General features: G+C 61.6%; 22 protein-coding genes. 11 read left to right on the top strand and 11 right to left on the bottom strand.

The window, feature by feature from the left end; translation table 11 throughout:
• Positions 1 to 99: 99 nt before the first annotated feature.
• The 5 genes from LQ231_RS03900 (at position 100) to msrA (ending at position 3,837) form a co-directional block, all read left to right on the top strand.
• Entirely contained in the window at positions 100 to 654 is a 555-nt protein-coding gene (locus LQ231_RS03900; RefSeq protein ID WP_230170362.1) for a peroxidase-related enzyme, read from the top strand.
• 88 nt (positions 655 to 742) lie between these two features.
• Entirely contained in the window at positions 743 to 1,603 is an 861-nt protein-coding gene (locus tag LQ231_RS03895; protein WP_230170361.1) for an alpha/beta hydrolase, read from the top strand.
• Positions 1,604 to 1,783: 180 nt separating this feature from the next.
• Positions 1,784 to 2,551, top strand: coding sequence for an SDR family oxidoreductase (locus tag LQ231_RS03890; protein WP_230170360.1), 768 nt, complete (start codon positions 1,784 to 1,786; stop codon positions 2,549 to 2,551).
• A 305-nt stretch (positions 2,552 to 2,856) separates the two neighbouring features.
• Positions 2,857 to 3,318, top strand: coding sequence for a peptide-methionine (R)-S-oxide reductase MsrB (msrB, locus tag LQ231_RS03885; RefSeq protein WP_230170359.1), 462 nt, complete (start codon positions 2,857 to 2,859; stop codon positions 3,316 to 3,318).
• 3 nt (positions 3,319 to 3,321) lie between these two features.
• Complete coding sequence (gene msrA, locus LQ231_RS03880) at positions 3,322 to 3,837, top strand: peptide-methionine (S)-S-oxide reductase MsrA (RefSeq protein ID WP_230170358.1); 516 nt, start codon at positions 3,322 to 3,324, stop codon at positions 3,835 to 3,837.
• Between the two features lie 168 nt (positions 3,838 to 4,005).
• Here the strand turns inward: msrA and LQ231_RS03875 are convergent, their stop codons facing one another.
• From LQ231_RS03875 to LQ231_RS03865, 3 genes are all read right to left on the bottom strand, one after another.
• Entirely contained in the window at positions 4,006 to 4,767 is a 762-nt protein-coding gene (locus LQ231_RS03875) for a ferredoxin reductase (protein WP_230170357.1), read from the bottom strand.
• Positions 4,764 to 5,381: a sulfite oxidase-like oxidoreductase gene (locus LQ231_RS03870; protein WP_230170356.1), complete on the bottom strand. Its 618-nt coding sequence runs from the start codon at positions 5,379 to 5,381 to the stop codon at positions 4,764 to 4,766. Before LQ231_RS03870 ends, LQ231_RS03875 begins: the two co-directional genes overlap by 4 nt.
• A gap of 509 nt (positions 5,382 to 5,890) precedes the next feature.
• Complete coding sequence (locus tag LQ231_RS03865; RefSeq protein ID WP_230170355.1) at positions 5,891 to 6,454, bottom strand: methylated-DNA--[protein]-cysteine S-methyltransferase; 564 nt, start codon at positions 6,452 to 6,454, stop codon at positions 5,891 to 5,893.
• A gap of 236 nt (positions 6,455 to 6,690) precedes the next feature.
• On the opposite strand from LQ231_RS03865, the gene LQ231_RS03860 reads away from it, so the two are divergent.
• The 4 genes from LQ231_RS03860 (at position 6,691) to LQ231_RS03845 (ending at position 9,931) form a co-directional block, all read left to right on the top strand.
• Positions 6,691 to 7,752, top strand: a complete 1,062-nt coding sequence (locus LQ231_RS03860; RefSeq protein WP_230170354.1) for a succinylglutamate desuccinylase/aspartoacylase family protein — start codon at positions 6,691 to 6,693, stop codon at positions 7,750 to 7,752.
• A 2-nt stretch (positions 7,753 to 7,754) separates the two neighbouring features.
• Positions 7,755 to 8,105 (top strand): ArsC family reductase, encoded by a 351-nt coding sequence (locus LQ231_RS03855; protein WP_230170353.1) that lies wholly within the window; start codon positions 7,755 to 7,757, stop codon positions 8,103 to 8,105.
• Between the two features lie 2 nt (positions 8,106 to 8,107).
• On the top strand, positions 8,108 to 8,581 hold the full coding sequence (ybaK, locus tag LQ231_RS03850; protein WP_230170352.1) for a Cys-tRNA(Pro) deacylase: 474 nt from the start codon (positions 8,108 to 8,110) through the stop codon (positions 8,579 to 8,581).
• Between the two features lie 96 nt (positions 8,582 to 8,677).
• Positions 8,678 to 9,931 carry an aminopeptidase gene (locus tag LQ231_RS03845; RefSeq protein ID WP_230170351.1) on the top strand — a complete coding sequence of 418 codons (1,254 nt, stop codon included), beginning with the start codon at positions 8,678 to 8,680 and terminating at the stop codon, positions 9,929 to 9,931.
• 60 nt (positions 9,932 to 9,991) lie between these two features.
• Here the strand turns inward: LQ231_RS03845 and LQ231_RS03840 are convergent, their stop codons facing one another.
• From LQ231_RS03840 to LQ231_RS03810, 7 genes are all read right to left on the bottom strand, one after another.
• Entirely contained in the window at positions 9,992 to 10,333 is a 342-nt protein-coding gene (locus tag LQ231_RS03840) for a hypothetical protein (protein WP_230170350.1), read from the bottom strand.
• 275 nt (positions 10,334 to 10,608) lie between these two features.
• A complete protein-coding gene (locus tag LQ231_RS03835) occupies positions 10,609 to 10,989 on the bottom strand; it encodes a DUF6481 family protein (RefSeq protein ID WP_113139592.1) in 381 nt (126 codons plus the stop codon).
• Positions 10,990 to 11,025: 36 nt separating this feature from the next.
• Positions 11,026 to 11,250 (bottom strand): hypothetical protein, encoded by a 225-nt coding sequence (locus LQ231_RS03830; protein ID WP_113139593.1) that lies wholly within the window; start codon positions 11,248 to 11,250, stop codon positions 11,026 to 11,028.
• 131 nt (positions 11,251 to 11,381) lie between these two features.
• A complete protein-coding gene (locus LQ231_RS03825) occupies positions 11,382 to 11,591 on the bottom strand; it encodes a cold-shock protein (protein WP_007605510.1) in 210 nt (69 codons plus the stop codon).
• A gap of 291 nt (positions 11,592 to 11,882) precedes the next feature.
• Positions 11,883 to 12,482, bottom strand: coding sequence for an NAD(P)H-dependent oxidoreductase (locus LQ231_RS03820; protein ID WP_230170349.1), 600 nt, complete (start codon positions 12,480 to 12,482; stop codon positions 11,883 to 11,885).
• Positions 12,482 to 14,095, bottom strand: a complete 1,614-nt coding sequence (gene xseA / locus LQ231_RS03815; RefSeq protein WP_230170348.1) for an exodeoxyribonuclease VII large subunit — start codon at positions 14,093 to 14,095, stop codon at positions 12,482 to 12,484. The genes LQ231_RS03820 and xseA overlap by 1 nt, the downstream gene beginning before the upstream one ends.
• A gap of 90 nt (positions 14,096 to 14,185) precedes the next feature.
• Entirely contained in the window at positions 14,186 to 16,027 is a 1,842-nt protein-coding gene (locus LQ231_RS03810) for a hypothetical protein (RefSeq protein ID WP_230170347.1), read from the bottom strand.
• 153 nt (positions 16,028 to 16,180) lie between these two features.
• Here LQ231_RS03810 and LQ231_RS03805 point away from each other — a divergent pair, with 153 nt between their 5' ends.
• Both LQ231_RS03805 and LQ231_RS03800 read left to right on the top strand, forming a co-directional pair.
• Complete coding sequence (locus tag LQ231_RS03805) at positions 16,181 to 17,203, top strand: glycosyltransferase (RefSeq protein WP_230170346.1); 1,023 nt, start codon at positions 16,181 to 16,183, stop codon at positions 17,201 to 17,203.
• A complete protein-coding gene (locus LQ231_RS03800; protein ID WP_230170345.1) occupies positions 17,200 to 17,574 on the top strand; it encodes a GtrA family protein in 375 nt (124 codons plus the stop codon). Before LQ231_RS03805 ends, LQ231_RS03800 begins: the two co-directional genes overlap by 4 nt.
• Before the next feature lie 23 nt (positions 17,575 to 17,597).
• On the opposite strand, the gene LQ231_RS03795 is transcribed toward LQ231_RS03800, so the two are convergent.
• Entirely contained in the window at positions 17,598 to 18,584 is a 987-nt protein-coding gene (locus LQ231_RS03795; RefSeq protein ID WP_230170344.1) for a Gfo/Idh/MocA family oxidoreductase, read from the bottom strand.
• Between the last annotated feature and the right edge of the window lie 3 nt (positions 18,585 to 18,587).

Raw genomic sequence — 18,587 nt, 5'->3', positions numbered from 1 at the left:
ACGGAAGTTAGGCTTTCGCACTTAACATCTGCCTACCGGATACGGAAGGGGGTACTTCAATCCTGCAACAGCAAGACAACCCGTTCAGGAGAAAAGCACATGTCACGAATTCCAACTCACGCCACCGAACAGACCCCCGAAAAATCACAAGCCCTGCTGGCGGCCGTGCAAAAGCAACTCGGCACCGTGCCGAACCTGTTTCGTATCGTCGCCAACAGCCCGGCGGCCCTGGAAGGCTATCTCGGCCTCTCTGGCGCCCTCGGCAAAGGCGCGCTTGCTGCACCAACCCGTGAACGGATCGCGCTCGCGGTTGCCGAGGTGAATGGTTGTGGCTACTGCCTGTCCGCCCACACCTATATCGCCCGCAACCTCGCCAAGCTCGACGACGCAGAAATCACGGCCAACCGAAATGGCGCCTCCAACGATGTCAAGGCGGATGTAGCCGTGCGCTTCGCCGTCAAGCTGGCCCGCGGGCGCGGACAGGCGACCGACGCCGATATCCGGGCGCTCAAGGACTCGGGATACTCCGATGCGGAGATCGTCGAGATCATCGCCCATGTCGCGCTCAACACCTTCACCAACTACGTCAATGAAGCGCTGAAGACCGAAATCGACTTCCCGGTCGTGACCGTGCGCACCGCCGCCGCCGCCTGATCCTTCCCACACGTCCAGTACCAAACGATGCGGGCGCGCAGCCGCGCCTGCAAACCCTTCGGCACACCTTCAAATCAAGGAGATTTCCATGACCGTCCGTTTCAACACCGTCGATGTCGATGGCCTCAAGCTGTTCTACCGCGAGGCCGGCGATGTGAGCCGCCCCACCGTGCTGCTGCTGCATGGTTTCCCGAGCGCCAGCCACATGTTCCGCGACCTGATCCCCGAACTGGCCGACACCTACCATGTCGTTGCCCCGGACCTGCCCGGCTTCGGCATGACCGAACAGCCGTCCCGCGACCAATTCGGCTATAACTTCGAGAACATCACACACGTTGTCGACCGCTTTACCGAGGTGCTCGGTCTCGACAAGTTCGCCATCTACGTGTTCGACTATGGTGCCCCCGTCGGCTTCCGGCTGGCGGTCAAGCATCCCGAGCGGATCACCGCGATCGTCACCCAGAACGGCAACACCTATGTCGAAGGCGTGTCGGATGCTTTCGCGCCGGTCATGGCCTATTGGAGCGAGCCGACCCAGGCCAACCGTGACGCGCTGCGCGGCTTCCTGGCGCCAGAGACGACCCTCTTCCAGTATACGCACGGCGTAGAAGATCCGAGCAAAGTCTCGCCCGACGGCCGCAATCTCGACGATTTCTACCTGGCCCGCCCCGGCAACGACGAAATCCAGCTCGACCTGCTGCTCGATTACCAGACCAACGTCGCGCTCTACGACACCATCCAGGCCTACCTGCGCGCGCATCAGCCGCCCGTGCTGGCCGTCTGGGGCAAGAACGACCCGTTCTTCATTCCGCCGGGCGCCGAGGCGTTCAAGCGCGACGTGCCGGCGGCGGACGTTCGCTTCGTCGACAGCGGACACTTCGCGCTCGAAACCCATGCCGTCGAGATCGGCGCCGCGATGCGTGCGTTTCTCGCCAAGCATATCGGCTGACCCGCTTGTCTGGGCGTGTCTCCCACCGCGCCCAGATTTTCAATCAGCAGGCGGCCTTGTCCGTCTGACACTTCGGAGACAGACAATGATTTGCGCTCGTAACGCTGTTTGCGACTTCCACCACAAGCTTTCCAAAGGCGACGCGCGGGGCGCACTCGGCCTCGCCGAGGCTCGCGTCTAATGGAGCGCGTGGCGATCATCACTGGCGCCAGTCGCGGTATCGGCCGCGCGACGGCCGCCCGATTGGCTCGCGACTTCAGCGCTTTGGCGCTGGTGGCACGAACCCGGGAGACCTTGGAGGAGACGGCTGAAACGGTCCGGGCCGCAGGAGCAAAACCGCTTCTTCTGGTTCATGACCTGCGCCAGCCGGATGCGGCTGGAGCGGTCGTCGCAGCGACGCTCGAGCACTTCGGTAGGATCGATGCCGTCGCCTGCATCGCCGGCGCTGTTCCACAAGCCGACATGTTTGCACTGACCGACGAACAATGGGACGACGGATTTGCGCTCAAATTCCACTCCGCCCGGCGTTTGACGCTTGCCGCATGGGATGCGCTCAAGGCCACGCATGGTTCGGTCGCGATCACGTCGGGTACGTCAGCCTATACGCCAAAGGCATCGGTCGCCGCCGTCGGGACGATCAATGCGGCGATCCTGGCGCTTGCAAAGGCCTTTGCCGATCGGGGCATCGAGGACGGGGTGCAGGTCAACACGATCCTGCCCGGATCGGTCATGACCGACCGCCGCCTGACGATGCTTCAGTTCTATGCCGATAAGCACAGTCTCTCACTCGATGCGGCAATCGATCGGTTCGCGGCCGAGGTGGGTATTGCCCGCTACGGGCAACCCGAAGACATCGCCAACGCGATCGCCTTCCTCTTTTCGGCCGAAAGCCACTGGATCACTGGCACGGCACTTCGCGTCGACGGCGGCGAAACGAAGGTACTTTGACCTTGCGGGTGAGTGCCGGACGGCGAGGCCGGCCCTCCTGGCTTGGCTGATATTCCCAAAAGGCTCGCTGGCGGTGATCGTCGATGCCGTTCAGGCATTGGCAGAGTGGGTCGTCGAGAACGCACCGCGCATGGATGTGGCACGCGAGGTTATCGCAAGCGTCGCGCGGAAGGCTGATCCTTGGCTGACGCCATGATGATCCGCCATTACACATGTCGCTTCCGTAAAGCGATAGGAAGGGTTACGAAGTCGTGCACTTCTGGCGAATAGCGGAAAGTTTTACATGGATATCGAAGGAGATAATCATGAAGAACAGTCATTTCATAAAGAACCCCGACGCTCTGGCAGCCCTCTCGCCGGAGCAGTACCGAGTGACACAGGAGAACGGCACCGAGCGGCCGTTCGTGAACGCGTATTGGGACAACAAGGAGGCCGGAATCTACGTGGACGTCGTTTCCGGCGAGCCGCTCTTCGCATCGGTGAACAAGTTCGAGAGCCGCTCTGGCTGGCCGAGCTTCACCAGGCCGATCGAAGGCGCGACGATCGTCGAACATGGCGACCACAGCCATGGAATGCGTCGGACCGAGGTTCGGTCCGGCGGCGGCGACAGTCATCTCGGCCACCTCTTTCCGGACGGTCCGGCAGCGGAGGGCGGGATGCGTTACTGCATCAACTCAGCGTCGCTGCGCTTCATTCATCTCAATGATCTCGAGGCCGAAGGCTACGGTGAATACCGGCGGCTGTTCGAGAACGAAAGGAAGGCTTGAACCATGACAGACACAACACAACGCGCCGTCCTCGCAGGCGGCTGTTTCTGGGGCATGCAGGATCTGATCCGCAAGCAACCGGGTGTGGTCGACACACGTGTCGGCTATTCGGGCGGCGACGTGCGCAACGCCACCTACCGCAACCATGGCACCCATGCCGAGGCGATCGAGATCATCTTCGATCCCGATCTGACAAGCTATCGGCAGATCCTCGAATTCTTTTTCCAGATACACGATCCGACGACGAAAGACCGCCAGGGCAACGATCGAGGCGCCAGCTATCGTTCCGCGATCTTCTACACAGACGACGCTCAAAGGACGGAGGCTGAAGAGACGATCGCCGATGTGGAGGCGTCGGGGCTCTGGCCCGGCAAGGTCGTGACCGAGGTCTCGCCCTTGGGGGATTTCTGGGAGGCCGAGCCCGAGCATCAGGATTATCTGGAGCGTATCCCGCACGGCTATACCTGCCACTTCATCCGGCCCGGCTGGAAGCTGCCGCGCCGCGTCGATGCAGCCTGAGACCTAAGACGACGCTGGATTGGGGAACGAGACAGCGCCGGGAGTCCGCAATGGGGCTTCCGGCGCTTCGTTGCGATATTCGACCACCGTCCGCAGGTCGTCGTGAGAGTCGCCGTGAGAAAATCACGACAGCGCGCAGGCGCCGGGGCGACCGGCTGACTTCTCTTGTTACGCCCGGATCGCGCCGGTGGGGCCAAACCGCTCCGTCCGGACGTTGCCCGCCTTATGGCCCATCGCAACGAGATGCTCGGCAATCGTTTCGACGAATGCCGTTGGCCCGCATACGTAGACATCGGGGTTTCCCGCGGGGGTGAATTGCCGGCGCGTCAACATCATGCGGTCGATCCTGCCTCGCTCTCCGGTCCACCCCGATGGAGCATTGCGGGTCAGCGTGTGGGTGAGCGTGAAATGGGCGCCCTGTGCGGCAAGCCGATCAAGTTCGCTGCGATAGATGATCTGTTCGATACCCCTCGATGAATAGAGCAGTCGGGCGCGTTGCTCGGCGCCGGCTGCGGCGCGCGACCGCAGCATCGACATCAGCGGCACGATGCCCGAGCCGCCGGCGATCAGAAGTAATCCATAGTCATGTGCGGCAGACCAGGCGAAATAGCCTCCGATCGGTCCGCGGATCTCGATCTGGTCACCGACGCGCAACTCCTCATGGAGAAAGCCCGAGACCTCTCCATCGGGCACGGCATCGACGGTCAGTTCGACAAGCGGCCCCGAACCGGCGCCGGACGCAATCGAATAGCTGCGCTGCGCGACATAGCCGTCCTCGGCGGTGAGGCGCAGGTCGACATGCTGCCCGCCAAGATGCCCGGGCCAGGCTGGCACATCGAAGCTGATCGTCTTGACCGTCGCCGTCTCGTTTCGGATCGCCATGACCGTGGCAACGCGCCATTGCGCGGATGCCGTTGCGAGGTCGATCATTGGTCACCTGTATAGCGCTGCTCGCGCCAGGGATCGCCGCGGAGATGGTAGCCTTGCGATTCCCAGAAGCCGGGTGAGTCTGCCTCGCGAAAGGCCAGGCGCCGCACCCACTTTGCACTCTTCCAGAAATAGAGGTGCGGCACGAGCAGGCGGGCTGGACCGCCATGAGAGGGGAGGAGCGGCAGATCGTCAAAATGGGTCGCAATCATCGCACGCGCCTCGATCAAATCCGCGACGAGCAGATTGGTCGTGTAGCCCCCGTCGCAATGCGCCATGAGGAAGCCGGTCGGCGTGGCATCCAGCCCGGCGGCGCGCAAGAGGTCGTCGATAGTGACCCCGCGCCAGCGTGTGTCGAACTTCGACCATTTGGTGACACAGTGAATGTCGGACGTGATTTCGGTTTGTGGCAGAGCCTCGAACTGCTCCCAGTTCCACTTGCCCAGCATCGAGCCGCCGTGTTGAAGCGCAAGGCTCCAGCGATCGAGGGACGTGTGCTGCGTTGGTCCGGCGGCCAGCACCGGAAACTCCGGCGTCAGGAACTGGCCAGGCGGTAATCGCAGGCGATCAGCGTCTCGGCCGCGGCGCTTGCCCTTGAAGCCTCTCGTCACAAGCATTGTTTGTCCCTCATAGCTGAGACGTTGGAAAACCCTGGTTCTGCTGGTTTGGGAAGCCCGATCGGTTGGGTCTCCAACTCGTCAGCAATCGATACCACCTTCCAAAAAGCATCGTCAGTCTTTAACAGTGGAACTGTGACTTCCGCTTTATGGCAGCTTGCGCCATTGTATGGAGCAACTTCGGTCATGGGTTTGGACCAAACCTGCTCGTAAAGCTCTTCCCGAGAAACTGTCTCCCCCCAACCCCTGTCGTCCATGCAACGGCTCGATCCCATCCCGGCGATCCAGGATCGAGGTGGGTGCAGTGATTTTGCCGGGTTTGACGGTACTTTATCGGCGCGTCGGCTTCCACGTTGCAGTCTATGTCTGGTCAAATCCACGCATTGTGGTGCATTCCTGACCTTCGATCTCAACCTCATCAAAACCGCCCGGGCGGCAGGTCATGATAGCGTGCGCGAAGCCTGAAAAGCACATGCCATCAACCGGACATAGCTTCCTCTTTCCTCGCTCTAGAAACCAAGCGACTGCTGTGCAGGCTCCGCTGGTGCCAGCTTCACACCTTCGAGCTCCAACATTCTTGCCTTCGATTGAGACCCGCCCGGCGCTGAGAAGCCGCCGAGCTTGCCGCCTGCGGCCAGCACCCGGTGACACGGAATGATCAGCGCGACAGGGTTCTTCGCCATGGCCTGGCCAACCTCGCGGGCGGCCTCCGGCCCAAGCCCCAGAGCCTTGGCAAGGGCGCCGTAGGTCGTCGTATGCCCCCAGCCAATCTTGCGCGCGGCGGCGTAAATGTCCCTGAAGACATCATCCTGGCCGCCGAGATCGAGTGTGACATCGGAAAAATCGACGGCGTCGCCAGCAAAATATCGCTTCACCGCCTCGATGGTCTTGGCAACGTTCGGTGGCGGCACGGCGCGGCCTGACGACGACACACGCCGCAACAGCAGCCTCTCGGTCTCCGCCTCGTCTTTCGTCGGCAATTGGAAGCGCGCGATGCCGGACGCGCTCCAGGCGATGCCGCAGAAGCCGCCAGCCGTTTCGAAGATACAATGAGAGTGTCTAGCCTGGCTCATTTTTCTTGCCGCTTACCTTTGTCGTTGAGACCAAAATCCTCCGCTCTGTCCAGTATTTCAACCCGATTCTTGCGAAGACTGGCCGCAATCGACAGACGCATCGGGCCGATCCGGCACCATTTGCCCACGCAGGCGGTTTGCGCGCTTGAACCGGCTCGCATCGGCCTGCACAACGGCTTGCATGGGCAGGCCGGGTTCGCATAAAGCTCGTTCCAGCACAGTTTGGAGTGGTCAGCGTGGAAATATCGGAAATCATCATCGCCGGCGATACGCCGGGTCTCGAATGGCGCCTGCCGGTGCTGCGTTTCGAAGGCAGCAAACCGGAGGCGCCGACAGTCTACATGCAGGCAGCCCTGCATGCCAATGAGCTTCCAGGGACGGCCGTGCTGCATTTCCTCTGCCAGACGCTGCGCGAGGCCGAAGCACAAGGCCGGATCGCCGGCACGATCGTCATTGTGCCGCAGGCCAACCCGATTGGTGCGTCACAATCGCATTTCGGCGAATTACAAGGCCGTTTCGAACTCGGCACGCGCACCAATTTCAACCGCGACTTCCCGCTGATCTCGCTGCGCGACCGTGACACCCTGGTGGAAGACTTGACCCGCTATCCGGCAACCGAACAGTTGAAGCGCCGGTTGCTGCATATGGCACTCGGCGCCGATCTGGTGCTCGACCTGCATTGCGACGACGAATCGCTGCAATATGCCTATATCGACGACGCCTTCTGGCCGGAAGCGAGCGATCTGGCTGCCGCACTCGACATGGATGCCGTCTTCCTCTCCGATGGCGAAAGCTCGGCTTTCGAAGAAGCCGTCGGCTATGCCTGGAAATATGAAGTCCCCGGCGAAAAACGAAAGACACTGCCCGGCAAACTCGCCGTCACCCTCGAATTGCGCGGCCTGCGCGACGTCTATGCCGATGTGGCCCGCAAGGATGCGGACGGCATCTGGGCATTTCTGGCCGCCCGTGGCGTGGTCGTCGATGCAAATGTCTCACTGCCGGCCTTTGTCGGTCCCGCCGTGCCGCTCGACAATATCGAGATGGTCCGCAGCCCTGCAGCCGGAACCGTGCTCTTCCACCGCGATATCGGCGATCCGGTTGTCGAAGGTGACCTGCTGGCGACCATCGTCACGCGCCCGGGCCAGCCCGATGGCAGCGTGGAAATCCGTGCACCTCAGGCAGGCCTGATCGTGACGCGCATCTCCGACCGGCTGGTGCGTCGTCGCGCCGACCTGATGAAAATTGCCTGTGACCAGCCGAGCCGCACATTGCGCAAGGCGGGAGCCCTTGAGGATTGACCATGACCGCAACGATCTACGGTATCAAGAACTGCGACACGATGAAGAAAGCCCGCCAATGGCTGGACGATCACGGTGTCGCCTACGCTTTCCACGACTACAAGACATCAGGCATCGATCGTGGCCACCTCGAAACCTGGACCGAGACATCCGGCTGGGAAACGGTACTTAACCGCGCCGGCACGACCTTCAAGAAACTGCCCGATGAAGCCAAGGCGGATCTCGACCGGGAGAAGGCGATCGCGTTGATGCTGGCACAGCCGTCGATGATCAAGCGGCCGGTGCTGGAGATCGACGGCAAGCTGCTGATCGGCTTCAAGCCGGAGGTCTACGCGGCAGAACTTGGGAAATAGCGATGTCGAAGACCACGCGCGCCACCCAGGCGCTGGCCAAGGTCGGTATCAGCTTCACCGTTCATACCTATGACTACGATCCCAATGCCGAGCGCATCGGCATGCAGGCGGCAGACGCGCTGGGCGAAGATCCGGCGCGCGTGCTGAAAACGCTGATGGCCGAGCTTGATGGCAAGCCGGTCTGCGTCGTCCTTCCCTCCGACAAGGAAGTCAGCATGAAGAAGCTTGCTGCCGCCTTCGGCGGCAAGTCGGCAGCGATGATGAAACCGGCGCTGGCCGAAAAGCTTACCGGCTTTGTGGTCGGCGGCATCAGCCCGTTCGGCCAGAAGAAACAGGTGCCGACCGCGATCGAGATTGCTGCCCTTTCCGAGCCGCATGTGTACATCAATGGCGGCCAGCGCGGGCTGCAGGTGCGGCTCGATCCGACGGATGCTTTGACCACGCTGGGCGCGATTGCGGCATCAATCACCGCTTGATGCAAAGCAGCCGGTTTTCACGACGCTGAGCTTCATTTTCGCCGCAAAGCCCTCTAAGTCTAGTGCCATCCCAATGACAGAGAATGGCAGATCCCGATGACAGTAGCGCCCGACTTCACCCATGCCGTCGATCCGGTCAAGCTCGAGAAGCTTGGCGAAGTGGCCGTCAAGGTTGGCCTTCAGTTGCAGGCAGGCCAGGACCTTGTGATCACCGCGCCGATCGCAGCCCTGCCCTTGGTGCGCCATATCACCAAACACGCCTATCTGGCCGGTGCCGGCATCGTCACCACCTTCTATTCCGACGAGGAAACGACCCTTTCCCGTTACGCGCATGGCGCGGACGAGAGCTTCGACAGGGCATCCGGCTGGCTCTACGAGGGCATGGCCAAGGCCTATGCCAATGGCGCGGCGCGGCTGGCGGTCGCAGGCGACAATCCGATGCTTTTGTCGGGCCAGGATCCGGCCAAGGTGGCACGGGCTAACAAGGCCAATTCCATCGCCTATAAGCCGGCGCTCGAATATATCTCGAATTTCGACATCAACTGGAACATCTGCTCCTATCCCAACCCGTCCTGGGCCAAGCTGGTATTCCCGGACGTGCCGGTCGAGATTGCCGTCGCCAAACTCGCCGATGCGATCTTTGCCGCCTCGCGGGTCGATCAGCCCGATCCGGTCGCCGCCTGGAAAACGCACAATGGCGAACTGGCCAAGCGTTCCGGCTGGCTGAATGGCCAGCGCTTCGCGGCCCTGCATTTCACCGGCCCGGGCACGGATCTCACCGTTGGCCTTGCCGATGGCCACGAATGGCATGGCGGCGCATCTGTTGCCAAGAACGGCGTCACCTGCAATCCGAACATCCCGACGGAAGAGGTCTTCACCACGCCGCATGCGCTGAAGGTCGAGGGCCATGTCTCGTCGACCAAGCCGCTCTCCCATCAGGGAACGCTGATCGACAATATCCAGGTGCGCTTCGAAGCCGGCCGGATCGTCGAGGCAAAGGCCACCAAGGGCGAGGAAGTGCTCAACAAGGTGCTCGATACCGACGAGGGCGCACGCCGTCTCGGCGAGGTCGCGCTGGTGCCGCATTCGTCACCGATCTCGGCGTCCGGCATCCTGTTCTACAACACGCTGTTCGACGAGAATGCCTCCTGCCACATTGCGCTTGGCCAGTGCTATTCGAAATGTTTCCTCGATGGCGCCACGCTCAGCCAGGATCAGATCAAGGCACAGGGCGGCAATGCCTCGCTCATCCACATCGACTGGATGATCGGCTCGGACAAGGTGGATATCGATGGCGTGAGAGCGGATGGCTCGAAGGTGCCGGTCATGCGCAAGGGCGAATGGGCCTGATCATTCAAGAGAAATGCCGGCGGTCTGCCGCCGGCAACCCATGTCAGCGTCCTGCGGATATCAGCGGTAGTAGACGATCTTGCCGCCATTGGCCGCGGTCTGCACCCAGATCACGTTTTTCGCGGCAATCTCGCGCAATTCCAGCGCATCGCGCAGACCGGCATCGGCCGCCACCTCGGCCTGCGCAGCGCGGACGCGAACCGGATGCGGTTTCATGACGAAAAACGGCACGGTGCCATCCGTGTCACGCCACGACGGACCAACCTTCACAGCGGTGACATTGTCGTTGTAGCTCCTGCCGAACAGGATCCTCGACAGCTCGGATTGTTCTGCCAGAGCCGGCGCAGCACCGATCGTTGCAGCCAGAAGGCCGGCCAGGACCGCAGCATTCATCATTTTCATAGTCAACTCTCCATGACGTAACAGAGGCATCGCGGACGGGGCATGACGCAATCTGCCACGCTTTGCTGCCATAGTCAGGTTGAAATGGGAATTGCGTTACCGGTTTGTAAGGCCAGCGCCGCTCACAATCCGATGAGCGGCCGACGAGCGGCCGATGAGCGGCTGACGGGGCGGAAAATCTACGCCAGCACCGGAATACGGAAAAGGCCGGCAATCGCCGGCCTTGAACAGTTTCGCTGTCGCAAGATATCAAAGCTCGTCCTGCGGACCGTGCCTCAGGACTGTCTTGCCTTGCGATTGGCGTAACGCCTGTCGCGCTCCGCCTTGCGGGCGGCTTCGTCTTCGACGACGCGGGAAATGCGGCTGGCTTCAGCGGCTTCGCGTGCTTCGGCTTCGGCATTCGCAGCCGCGGCGATGGCCGCTTCCCGCTCGGCGGCCTCAGCCTTGAGACGGTCGCGTTCTTCGTTCTTCAGGCGCTCGCGTTCAACGCGGCGGGCTTCGCGGGCTTCGGCGACGGCCATGCGCTCGGCCTGTTTGGCCTCGAGGTTCGGCTGTGCGGCTTCCTTGGCGGCACGATAGGCCTCAAGCAGGGCAGCCTTTGCCTCGGCAGCCGTGCTGCGACGATCGGAAAGTTCGGTGTTTTTTATATTTCTCAATTCTCTAATCCAGTTGAGATGCCATGCCGGCCAAGGTCAGGCCTTTCTGGCACGTTTCGTAACGGGGCTCGCTGCCGGCTTATTGCTGTCTTGCAATTCCTTGGCAAGACGGGCCTCGCGTAGCCTCAGGGTCTTTTCTTCGCGCGCAGACACGATTGTGTCCAGTTCTTCGAACGCGCGCTCGCGGGCGAAAAATTGCGACTGGGTTTTGCCAAAGGCAATTTCTGCCTGCTGACGCGGTTTGCTGAAGTTTTCTGTCATGCTCATCCTCCTCTGGGGTGCTCGGGTCGGCGAGCGGCAATAAAAAAGGCCAGGCAATGTGCCTGACCTCGGTTGGATCTTGCTCTCGACAGTGCCAGTACATCCGTGGTCAAGGGAAAGCAGATACCGAATTAAGCAGCCTGAAGGTTGCAGGCCGACATCTTGCCCGACTTGTTGTCGCGCTCCATGTCGTAGCCGATCTTCTGGCCTTCGACGATTTCGCGCATGCCAGCACGTTCGACAGCCGAGATGTGGACGAATGCGTCCGGGCCGCCATTGTCAGGCTGAATGAAGCCGAAGCCCTTGGTGGAGTTAAACCATTTTACTGTGCCAGTGGTCATGATGAACCCTTTCATAGCATAAGAGATACCACAACGCCGATGCGCTGCGGATGATGATAGCGATTTTTGAAAGGAAGGTTCGTTCAGGGCGCGGTTGCTAAATGCGCGGTAACCAAAGCTCAGCAAGCAAATATCGATAAGCACTACATAAAGACATTGCCACGGAATGTCAACCTTTGGTTTTTCTGTTTCGCCGCACCGACCCTCGCAAAGCCCCTAAATTCCTTGCATTTTTGCAGGATCGTGATTTTTACAGTGACCAAAATACAACTTAAAAATGCATGTCGAAACTCAGAGACGGGCGAAACTGGATCGCACGCGATCGAGAAATTTCACGCGTTTTTCGACGGTCGCCCTGTCCATGTCGTGCAGCGACAACATCGCGAAATCCAAGCCGTTTGAACAGAAGGATGCAACCCCGCGACTGAGGATGCGCCGGACCGGATTGCCCATGTAGAGGTGCACGATCCACCATGGCGAGCCCGTCGTTGTTACCACCCGGAATGTCCGGATATTGGTTAGCAAGGGTATCAGCCGTCCGCCGCCTGGATCGTGCCTGAATGCCACGCCCGGCACAAAAACCCGGTCGATGAAGCCCTTCATGATCGCCGGCAGATTGAACCACCATTGCGGGAAGACGAGCACGAGCCCATCCGCTGCCTGTAGCCGCGCAACCCAAGGCGCAACCACAGACGCATCGTATTGCCCGCCCATGTAACTTGCGCGTTCTGTCGCCGTCAGACGCGGGTCGAAATCCTCGCCATAGAGATCCAGGAGGTCAACCATATGCCCGTTTGATTCCAGGGTCTGCTGGACCGTGCGTGCCGCAGAGGCTGCAAAACTGTCTGGAAGTGGGTGCGCCAGAACGACCAGGAAGTGCCGGATCGCCATCAGAACAGGCTGCCCTGACCGACGGGAGGCTCCGCTTTCCTTGCCGGCTTGGCCGCCGACGGCGATTTGGACGACGTCGCCTGCGGCTCGGCGTCTGGTGCGGCAGCGCCCTCGCCGACCAACGCCGAGACGCGGCCATCGGCAAATTCGATTGCGACCGGCTGTGAGGTTGCCAGTGCGGCCGCCCGCGAGATCGGCCGGTCGCTGCCATCGCGGATCACGGCATAGCCACGCTGGAGGACGTTCTTGTAGGACAGCGACTGCAAGACGCGGTCCTGTGCGACCACCAGCGAGCGGGCCCGGCGCAGATCGTGAACCACGGCGCTATCGGCTCGACGGCCGAGGCTCTCCAACCGGTCCTTCGACCGTGCGATCAGACCCTGGAGCCGGGACGGCACGGCGGTCAGCGTCGCATCGAAGCGACCCAGCCGCGCCTTGTTGCGCTCGATCAGCCGTTCGATCACGCGTTCGGCCCGCGTCGCCTGCTCGCCCAGCCTCTGCCGGCGCTCGACAAGGCGGCGCGCCAGCATATCAGGCGAGAGCTTGGCCGCGGCGCGCTCGAAACTGCGTCGCTTGTTCATGGTGTTGAGCTCGAGACTGCGGCCGAGACCACTCGACGCCTCGTCGAAGCGGCGGCGCGGCAGCGCCAGCAACTGGTCGAGCGACGGCAAGGCACGGGCCAGCGCGCGAAGGCCCTGGCTGCGGTAGTCCATCTGGCGGTTGATCGCGCCCGAAAGACGGGCAGCGAGTGTCGCGATCTGGGCTTCCAGATCGGCTTTCACCGGCACAGCCATTTCGGCCGCCCCTGTCGGGGTCGGGGCGCGCACATCCGCGGCATAGTCGATCAGTGTCCAGTCGGTCTCGTGGCCGACGGCCGAGATCAGCGGGATGTCGCTTGCGGCCGCGGCACGAACCACGGCCTCGTCATTGAAACTCCAGAGATCTTCCAGGCTGCCGCCACCGCGCGCGACGATCAGCACGTCCGGCCGCGCGACCGGCCCAGCGGGTTCGATCGCATTGAAGCCTTTGATGGCATTGGCGACCTCGTCGCCCGACCCCTCACCCTGGACCTTGACCGGCCAGACGATGACATGGACCGGGAAGCGATCGGAAATGCGATGCAGGATATCGCGGATCACGGCGCCGGTCGGCGAGGTAATCACGCCGATCACCCTGGGCATGAAGGGCAGCAATTGTTTTGTCGCCGGGTCGAAAAGACCTTCGGCCGTGAAGCGCCGCTTGCGCTCCTCAATCAGCGCCATCAGCGCGCCGGCGCCGGCCGGCTCCATCTGCTCGATGACGATCTGATATTTCGACGAGCCGGGGAATGTGGTGATGCGGCCGGTGGCAATGACTTCCATGCCCTCCTCCGGCCGATATTTCAGCTTCGGAAACGAGCCTTTCCAGATCACCGCATCGATGCGTGACTTGTCGTCCTTCAGGGAAAAATAGGCATGGCCGGACGAATGCTGGCCGCGAAAACCGGAGATCTCGCCGCGCACCCGGACATGGTCGAAGGCGGTCTCGACCGTGCGCTTGATCGAGCCCGAGAGTTCCGAAACGGTAAACTCGGTCAGGTTGCTCGGCGAATCGTCAGCGAAGAAATTGCTCATGCATCCTGAATATCGCAAAAGCCAACGAAGATCAGCCTCAGGCTTGCGGTCCTCAGCAGATTTCATCGTCGTTCGCCGATACTGTCGCGATCAGGGGAGAACGACCCGGTAGATCGTCAGACCCGACTGCGGATCCTGCGACAATGGCTGCAGGTAGTCGGGAACCCGGCCTGCTTCGAGCGCTGCATAAAGCCCATCCGGCTTCATCCTTGCGATCTTCTCGGTCTGCACATTGGTCGGGCAGAAGGCGACGATGGTCGATTGCGAGCCGCGCAGGAAGGCGGCGGCTTCCTCCGGCTCGGCAAGGCCGATATGCAGTTCGGTCAGCATGCCGCCCTGATTGCGGTGATAGGGGCCACTCAGCACACGGTGCGGGGTCAGCCGGAGAATGTCGGCGCCATAGTCGGACGGCGCCACCACCGTGCCTGCCGGCAGGTCGTTCAGCTGGGCCAGTGCCGGCAGTGTCTCGCAGGCTGCCCCCGCATCGGCCTGAGCCGCTGGTGTCGCCGCAACCAGCGAACGCATCCGGTTCGAGATCCCCATCGTTCCCTCGACAATGAAGACGCCACTCAATATCCAGACGCTCGGCACCGAGATCAGCGTGACCACAACGAAGAAGAAGCCGGCGCCGATATTGTCCGGTTCGGCATTGGAGTTGCGCCGAAGCTCGGAGATCAGCAGGGCGACCGGCAAAATGGCGAGCAGGTTTGCGAAGGTCGCGCCACGCACCTGGATCAGCGCAATGGCAAAACTCATCAGCAACAAGGCAGACAGAATGGCATGGCTGCGCACATCATCGCCCCGGATCATCCGGAACAGGCAGACAGCCAAGGCAAAGACCGGCACGGCATAGAAGCCGCCGAAGCTCGACGGCTCGACTTCCAGCCAGCGCCAGAAGGACTGGGCCTCCAGAACGCCATCGAGCCACATTGTCTGCAGCAGCGGATCCAGCTCGTTCAGCGGGTTCTGCAGGCATTGCGGTGCGACGGCAAGCGCTGCCAGCCCGACAAGCACACCGATGACGAGGAGAGCTGCGCCGCGTCCTGCAAGACCAAGCCGAGACGGCAGAAATGTTGCGGCGAGCAGCGCACCGGTGCCGACAGCAATGATGGCATAGTAGCCGATCGAGAGACTGTCGCAGGTGACGAGAGCATAATGGACAGGCGGGACGGTCGCCAGGAAAAGCGCGGAGATCGAGAGCAGCAGCGATAGCGAAAACGCGCGCGCTGCGGTCTGCATCTCCAAGCCTTCCACAGCCCACAGCAGGGCGACCACGGCACAGACCACGGCAATCAGCGGCGTGGTTTCGGCACCAATGGCAATCGCCAGGGCACAGGCGAGACCCGCAACGGCAAAGCTCAAGGCCCGGCGTGCAGGGTCGAGCAGGCAGGCGGCGATCGTTGCAATCAGCACCAGCTGAACGTTGTGGTGGTCGATTGCGCCCGGCAGGAACCGGTTGCTGGTGATGACGAAGATGGCGGCAAGGATCAGCGCGATATGCATGACCACCGCATCGCCGAGCCTGCGCGCCGCAATGGCGACGGCTGCCAGCAGAGGGATGACCAACAAAAAAGGCCAGACAAGAAGGGCCAGCGCTTCGGCGCGCTCGGTTGGCAGCGCGAGCGAAAATAGCTTGATCAGCGCTGCAATCGGCAGGTCGATGATCCGCGACCAGTGCATCAACGTGCCGCCGGGCAGGCCGAGCCTGTATTGCGTGAGATCGAACCAGGACTGGCCAGCCAGGAGATCGCGGACCTGGACGAGGCGCATCACATCATCATTGTCGATACCGACATAGTCGCGTGCACCCGGCAGGTTGAGCAGCGCCAGAAGGCAGATCGTCAGCCCCGAATACAGGGCAATAGCGACCGGGAGGCGCTGCAGGCGACGTCGGGAAAGAGAGGCCGGTGACGTGGAGGCTGCTGCCGTCAATCTGATGTTCCTCAGCAGGGCGGCATTTCGCCACCGGTATGCAAAATAATCCAGGACCAATGTCTGGCGAAACCTAGCCTTAACCTTCTCAAGAAATAGTAAAGCCGCATGCGGTCAGGACGGCTGCACGAGCTTTCAACAGGTGCATTTTCGATGAGTGGTTCGGCCTCCGCCTATCCCGACATTGCCGTCTTGCTGCCCTGCTACAACGAGGCGGCGACGATCGGTGACGTCGTGCGCGACTTCCGCACCGCGCTGCCGCAGGCCCGCATCTTCGTCTATGACAACAATTCGACCGACGGCACCGCGCTGACTGCCATGCTGGCCGGCGCGACCGTCGTTCGTGAGCGCCGTCAGGGCAAGGGCCATGTGGTGCGCCGGATGTTCTGCGACATCGAGGCCGATATCTATGTGATGGCCGATGGTGACGGCACCTATGCGCCGCATGACGCAGAAGAACTGATCCGCACGCTGATCACCGAGCGGGCCGACATGGTGGTCGGCACCCGCCGAGGCGTGCATGACGATGCCGGTCGCCAGGGCCATGCCTTCGGCAATCGGCTGTTCAACACGCTCTACCGCCTGCTGTTCGGCAATGACTTCACCGACATCCTGTCCGGCTACCGCGCCTTTTCGCGCCGCTACGTGAAAAGTTTCCCGGCCGTGTCCGGCGGCTTCGAGATCGAAACGGAAATGTCGGTGCATGCATCGCGGCTGAAACTGCCGGTCTGCGAGCTGGAACTGGACTATGGCCGCCGGCCGGAAGGCTCGCATTCCAAACTCTCGACCTTCAAGGATGGGGCAAAGATCCTCTGGATGTTTGCCATGCTGATGAAGGAAACCCGGCCGTTTGCGTTCTTCGGCCTGATCAGTGCTGGCCTGATGGGCATGAGCCTCGGCTTCATGGCGCCGGTTCTCTACGAATTCTTCACCACCGGCCTGGTGTCGCGCATGCCGACCTGGATTGCCGCCATGGCGCTGATGATGATGTCCTTCTTCAGTTTCACGGCCGCGCTGATCCTCGATTCGCTTGCCCGTTCGCGGGCCGAACATTTGCGCATCCACTACATGAACCTGCCTGCGCTGAAACGGGCTGAAGACGAGCAGAAACCGGTGAACAAGCCGACGACTGCCAAAGCCGCTGCGCCAGCCAAGCGCGCCTCGAAAGCCGCATGAAAAAATTCATCCGCTTCGTCATCGTCGGCGCAACGGGCTTTCTCGTCGATGCCGGCACGCTCTGGCTGCTTTTGAGCTTTTCGCCGCTCGGCCCACTCAGCGCGCGCGTGATCGCGATTGCGCTCGCGATGACCGCCACCTGGCTGCTCAACCGCAGCTTCACCTTCGGCGCCTCGAAGCGCTCGATGGTGGTCGAAGGCTTCCGCTACGGCGTGATCGCGGTGATCACCTCGCTGGTCAATTACGGCATCTATGCCGGGCTCTTGATAATGGCACCGCTGCTCAGCCCCTATGCGGCGTTGGTCTTTGCCTCCATCGCCGCCATGCTGTTCAGCTTCTTCGGCTATTCGCGCTTCGTCTTCCGGCGATAGCCTTTATCAGTAGCCGGCTAACGTCAGACGGTTGCCCAACCGTCCTTGCTCGCGGCACGATAGATCGCGTCGATGAAACGCTGGTTCGCCTTGGAATTTTCCAGCGTGACCACCTCACCCGTGGTGCCGGCGACAGCACGGGCAAAGGCTTCGGCCTCGAGCTTGTACTGGCGGCTGTCGGGGAAGCGGAAGATCTGCGAGCCGTCGTGGCTGCGATTGGTGAGTTCGACCTCTTCCGCACCCCAGCGATCGGCGTTGAACGGCGACTTGACCTCGATGAAACCGTCCGTGCCATGGAAGACCATCAGCTGGCGGTTGGCCATCTGGGTCGAGATGTAGAAATTCAGCTCGAAATCGCCGAAATCGGCCTTCACGCTCGAATAGATGTCGGTGCCGAATTCCGGATCACGCACAACCGTCGCCTGGATACGCTGCGGCTCCTTGCCGGTGGCAAAGCGCGTGGTGATCGTCGGATAGACGCCGATATCCGGCAAGGCGCCGCCGCCGAGTTCGGGAATATTGCGCATATTGCCCGGATCACGGTTGAAATAGGTGAACGAACCCTGGACCATTTTCAACTGACCGATGGCGCCCGCCGCCAGCAGTTCGCGGACCTTGTGCCAGACCGGCGTGTAGGTGACCATGAAGGCTTCGGAGACGATAACCTTGTTGCGATCGCGGGCTTCGATGATCGCATCGATCTCGTCAGCCTTCAGGGCGATCGGCTTTTCGCAGAGCACATGTTTGCCGGCATTGGCCGCCTTGATCGCCCATTCGACATGCTGCGAGGTCGGCAGCGGAATGTAGACGGCATCGATCGTGTCGGAAGCCAGCATTTCCTCGTAGGAGCCGAAGGCATGTGGCACGGAAAAGCGGTCGGCCATGGCGCGGGCCTTTGCCAGGTCGCGACTGGCGATCGCCGTGACCACGGCATTTTCCGCGTCCTGGATGGCCGGCACCACAAGTTCGCGGCCGATCTTGGCCGTCGACATAATTCCGAAACGCAACATGAT

Origin of the sequence: Rhizobium sp. CECT 9324 (genome assembly GCF_918741265.1) — a bacterium.
Classification (GTDB): Bacteria; Pseudomonadota; Alphaproteobacteria; order Rhizobiales; family Rhizobiaceae; genus Allorhizobium.
Note: the sequence above shows the minus strand (reverse complement) of the source record. Positions and strands in the feature narration are given on the sequence as shown.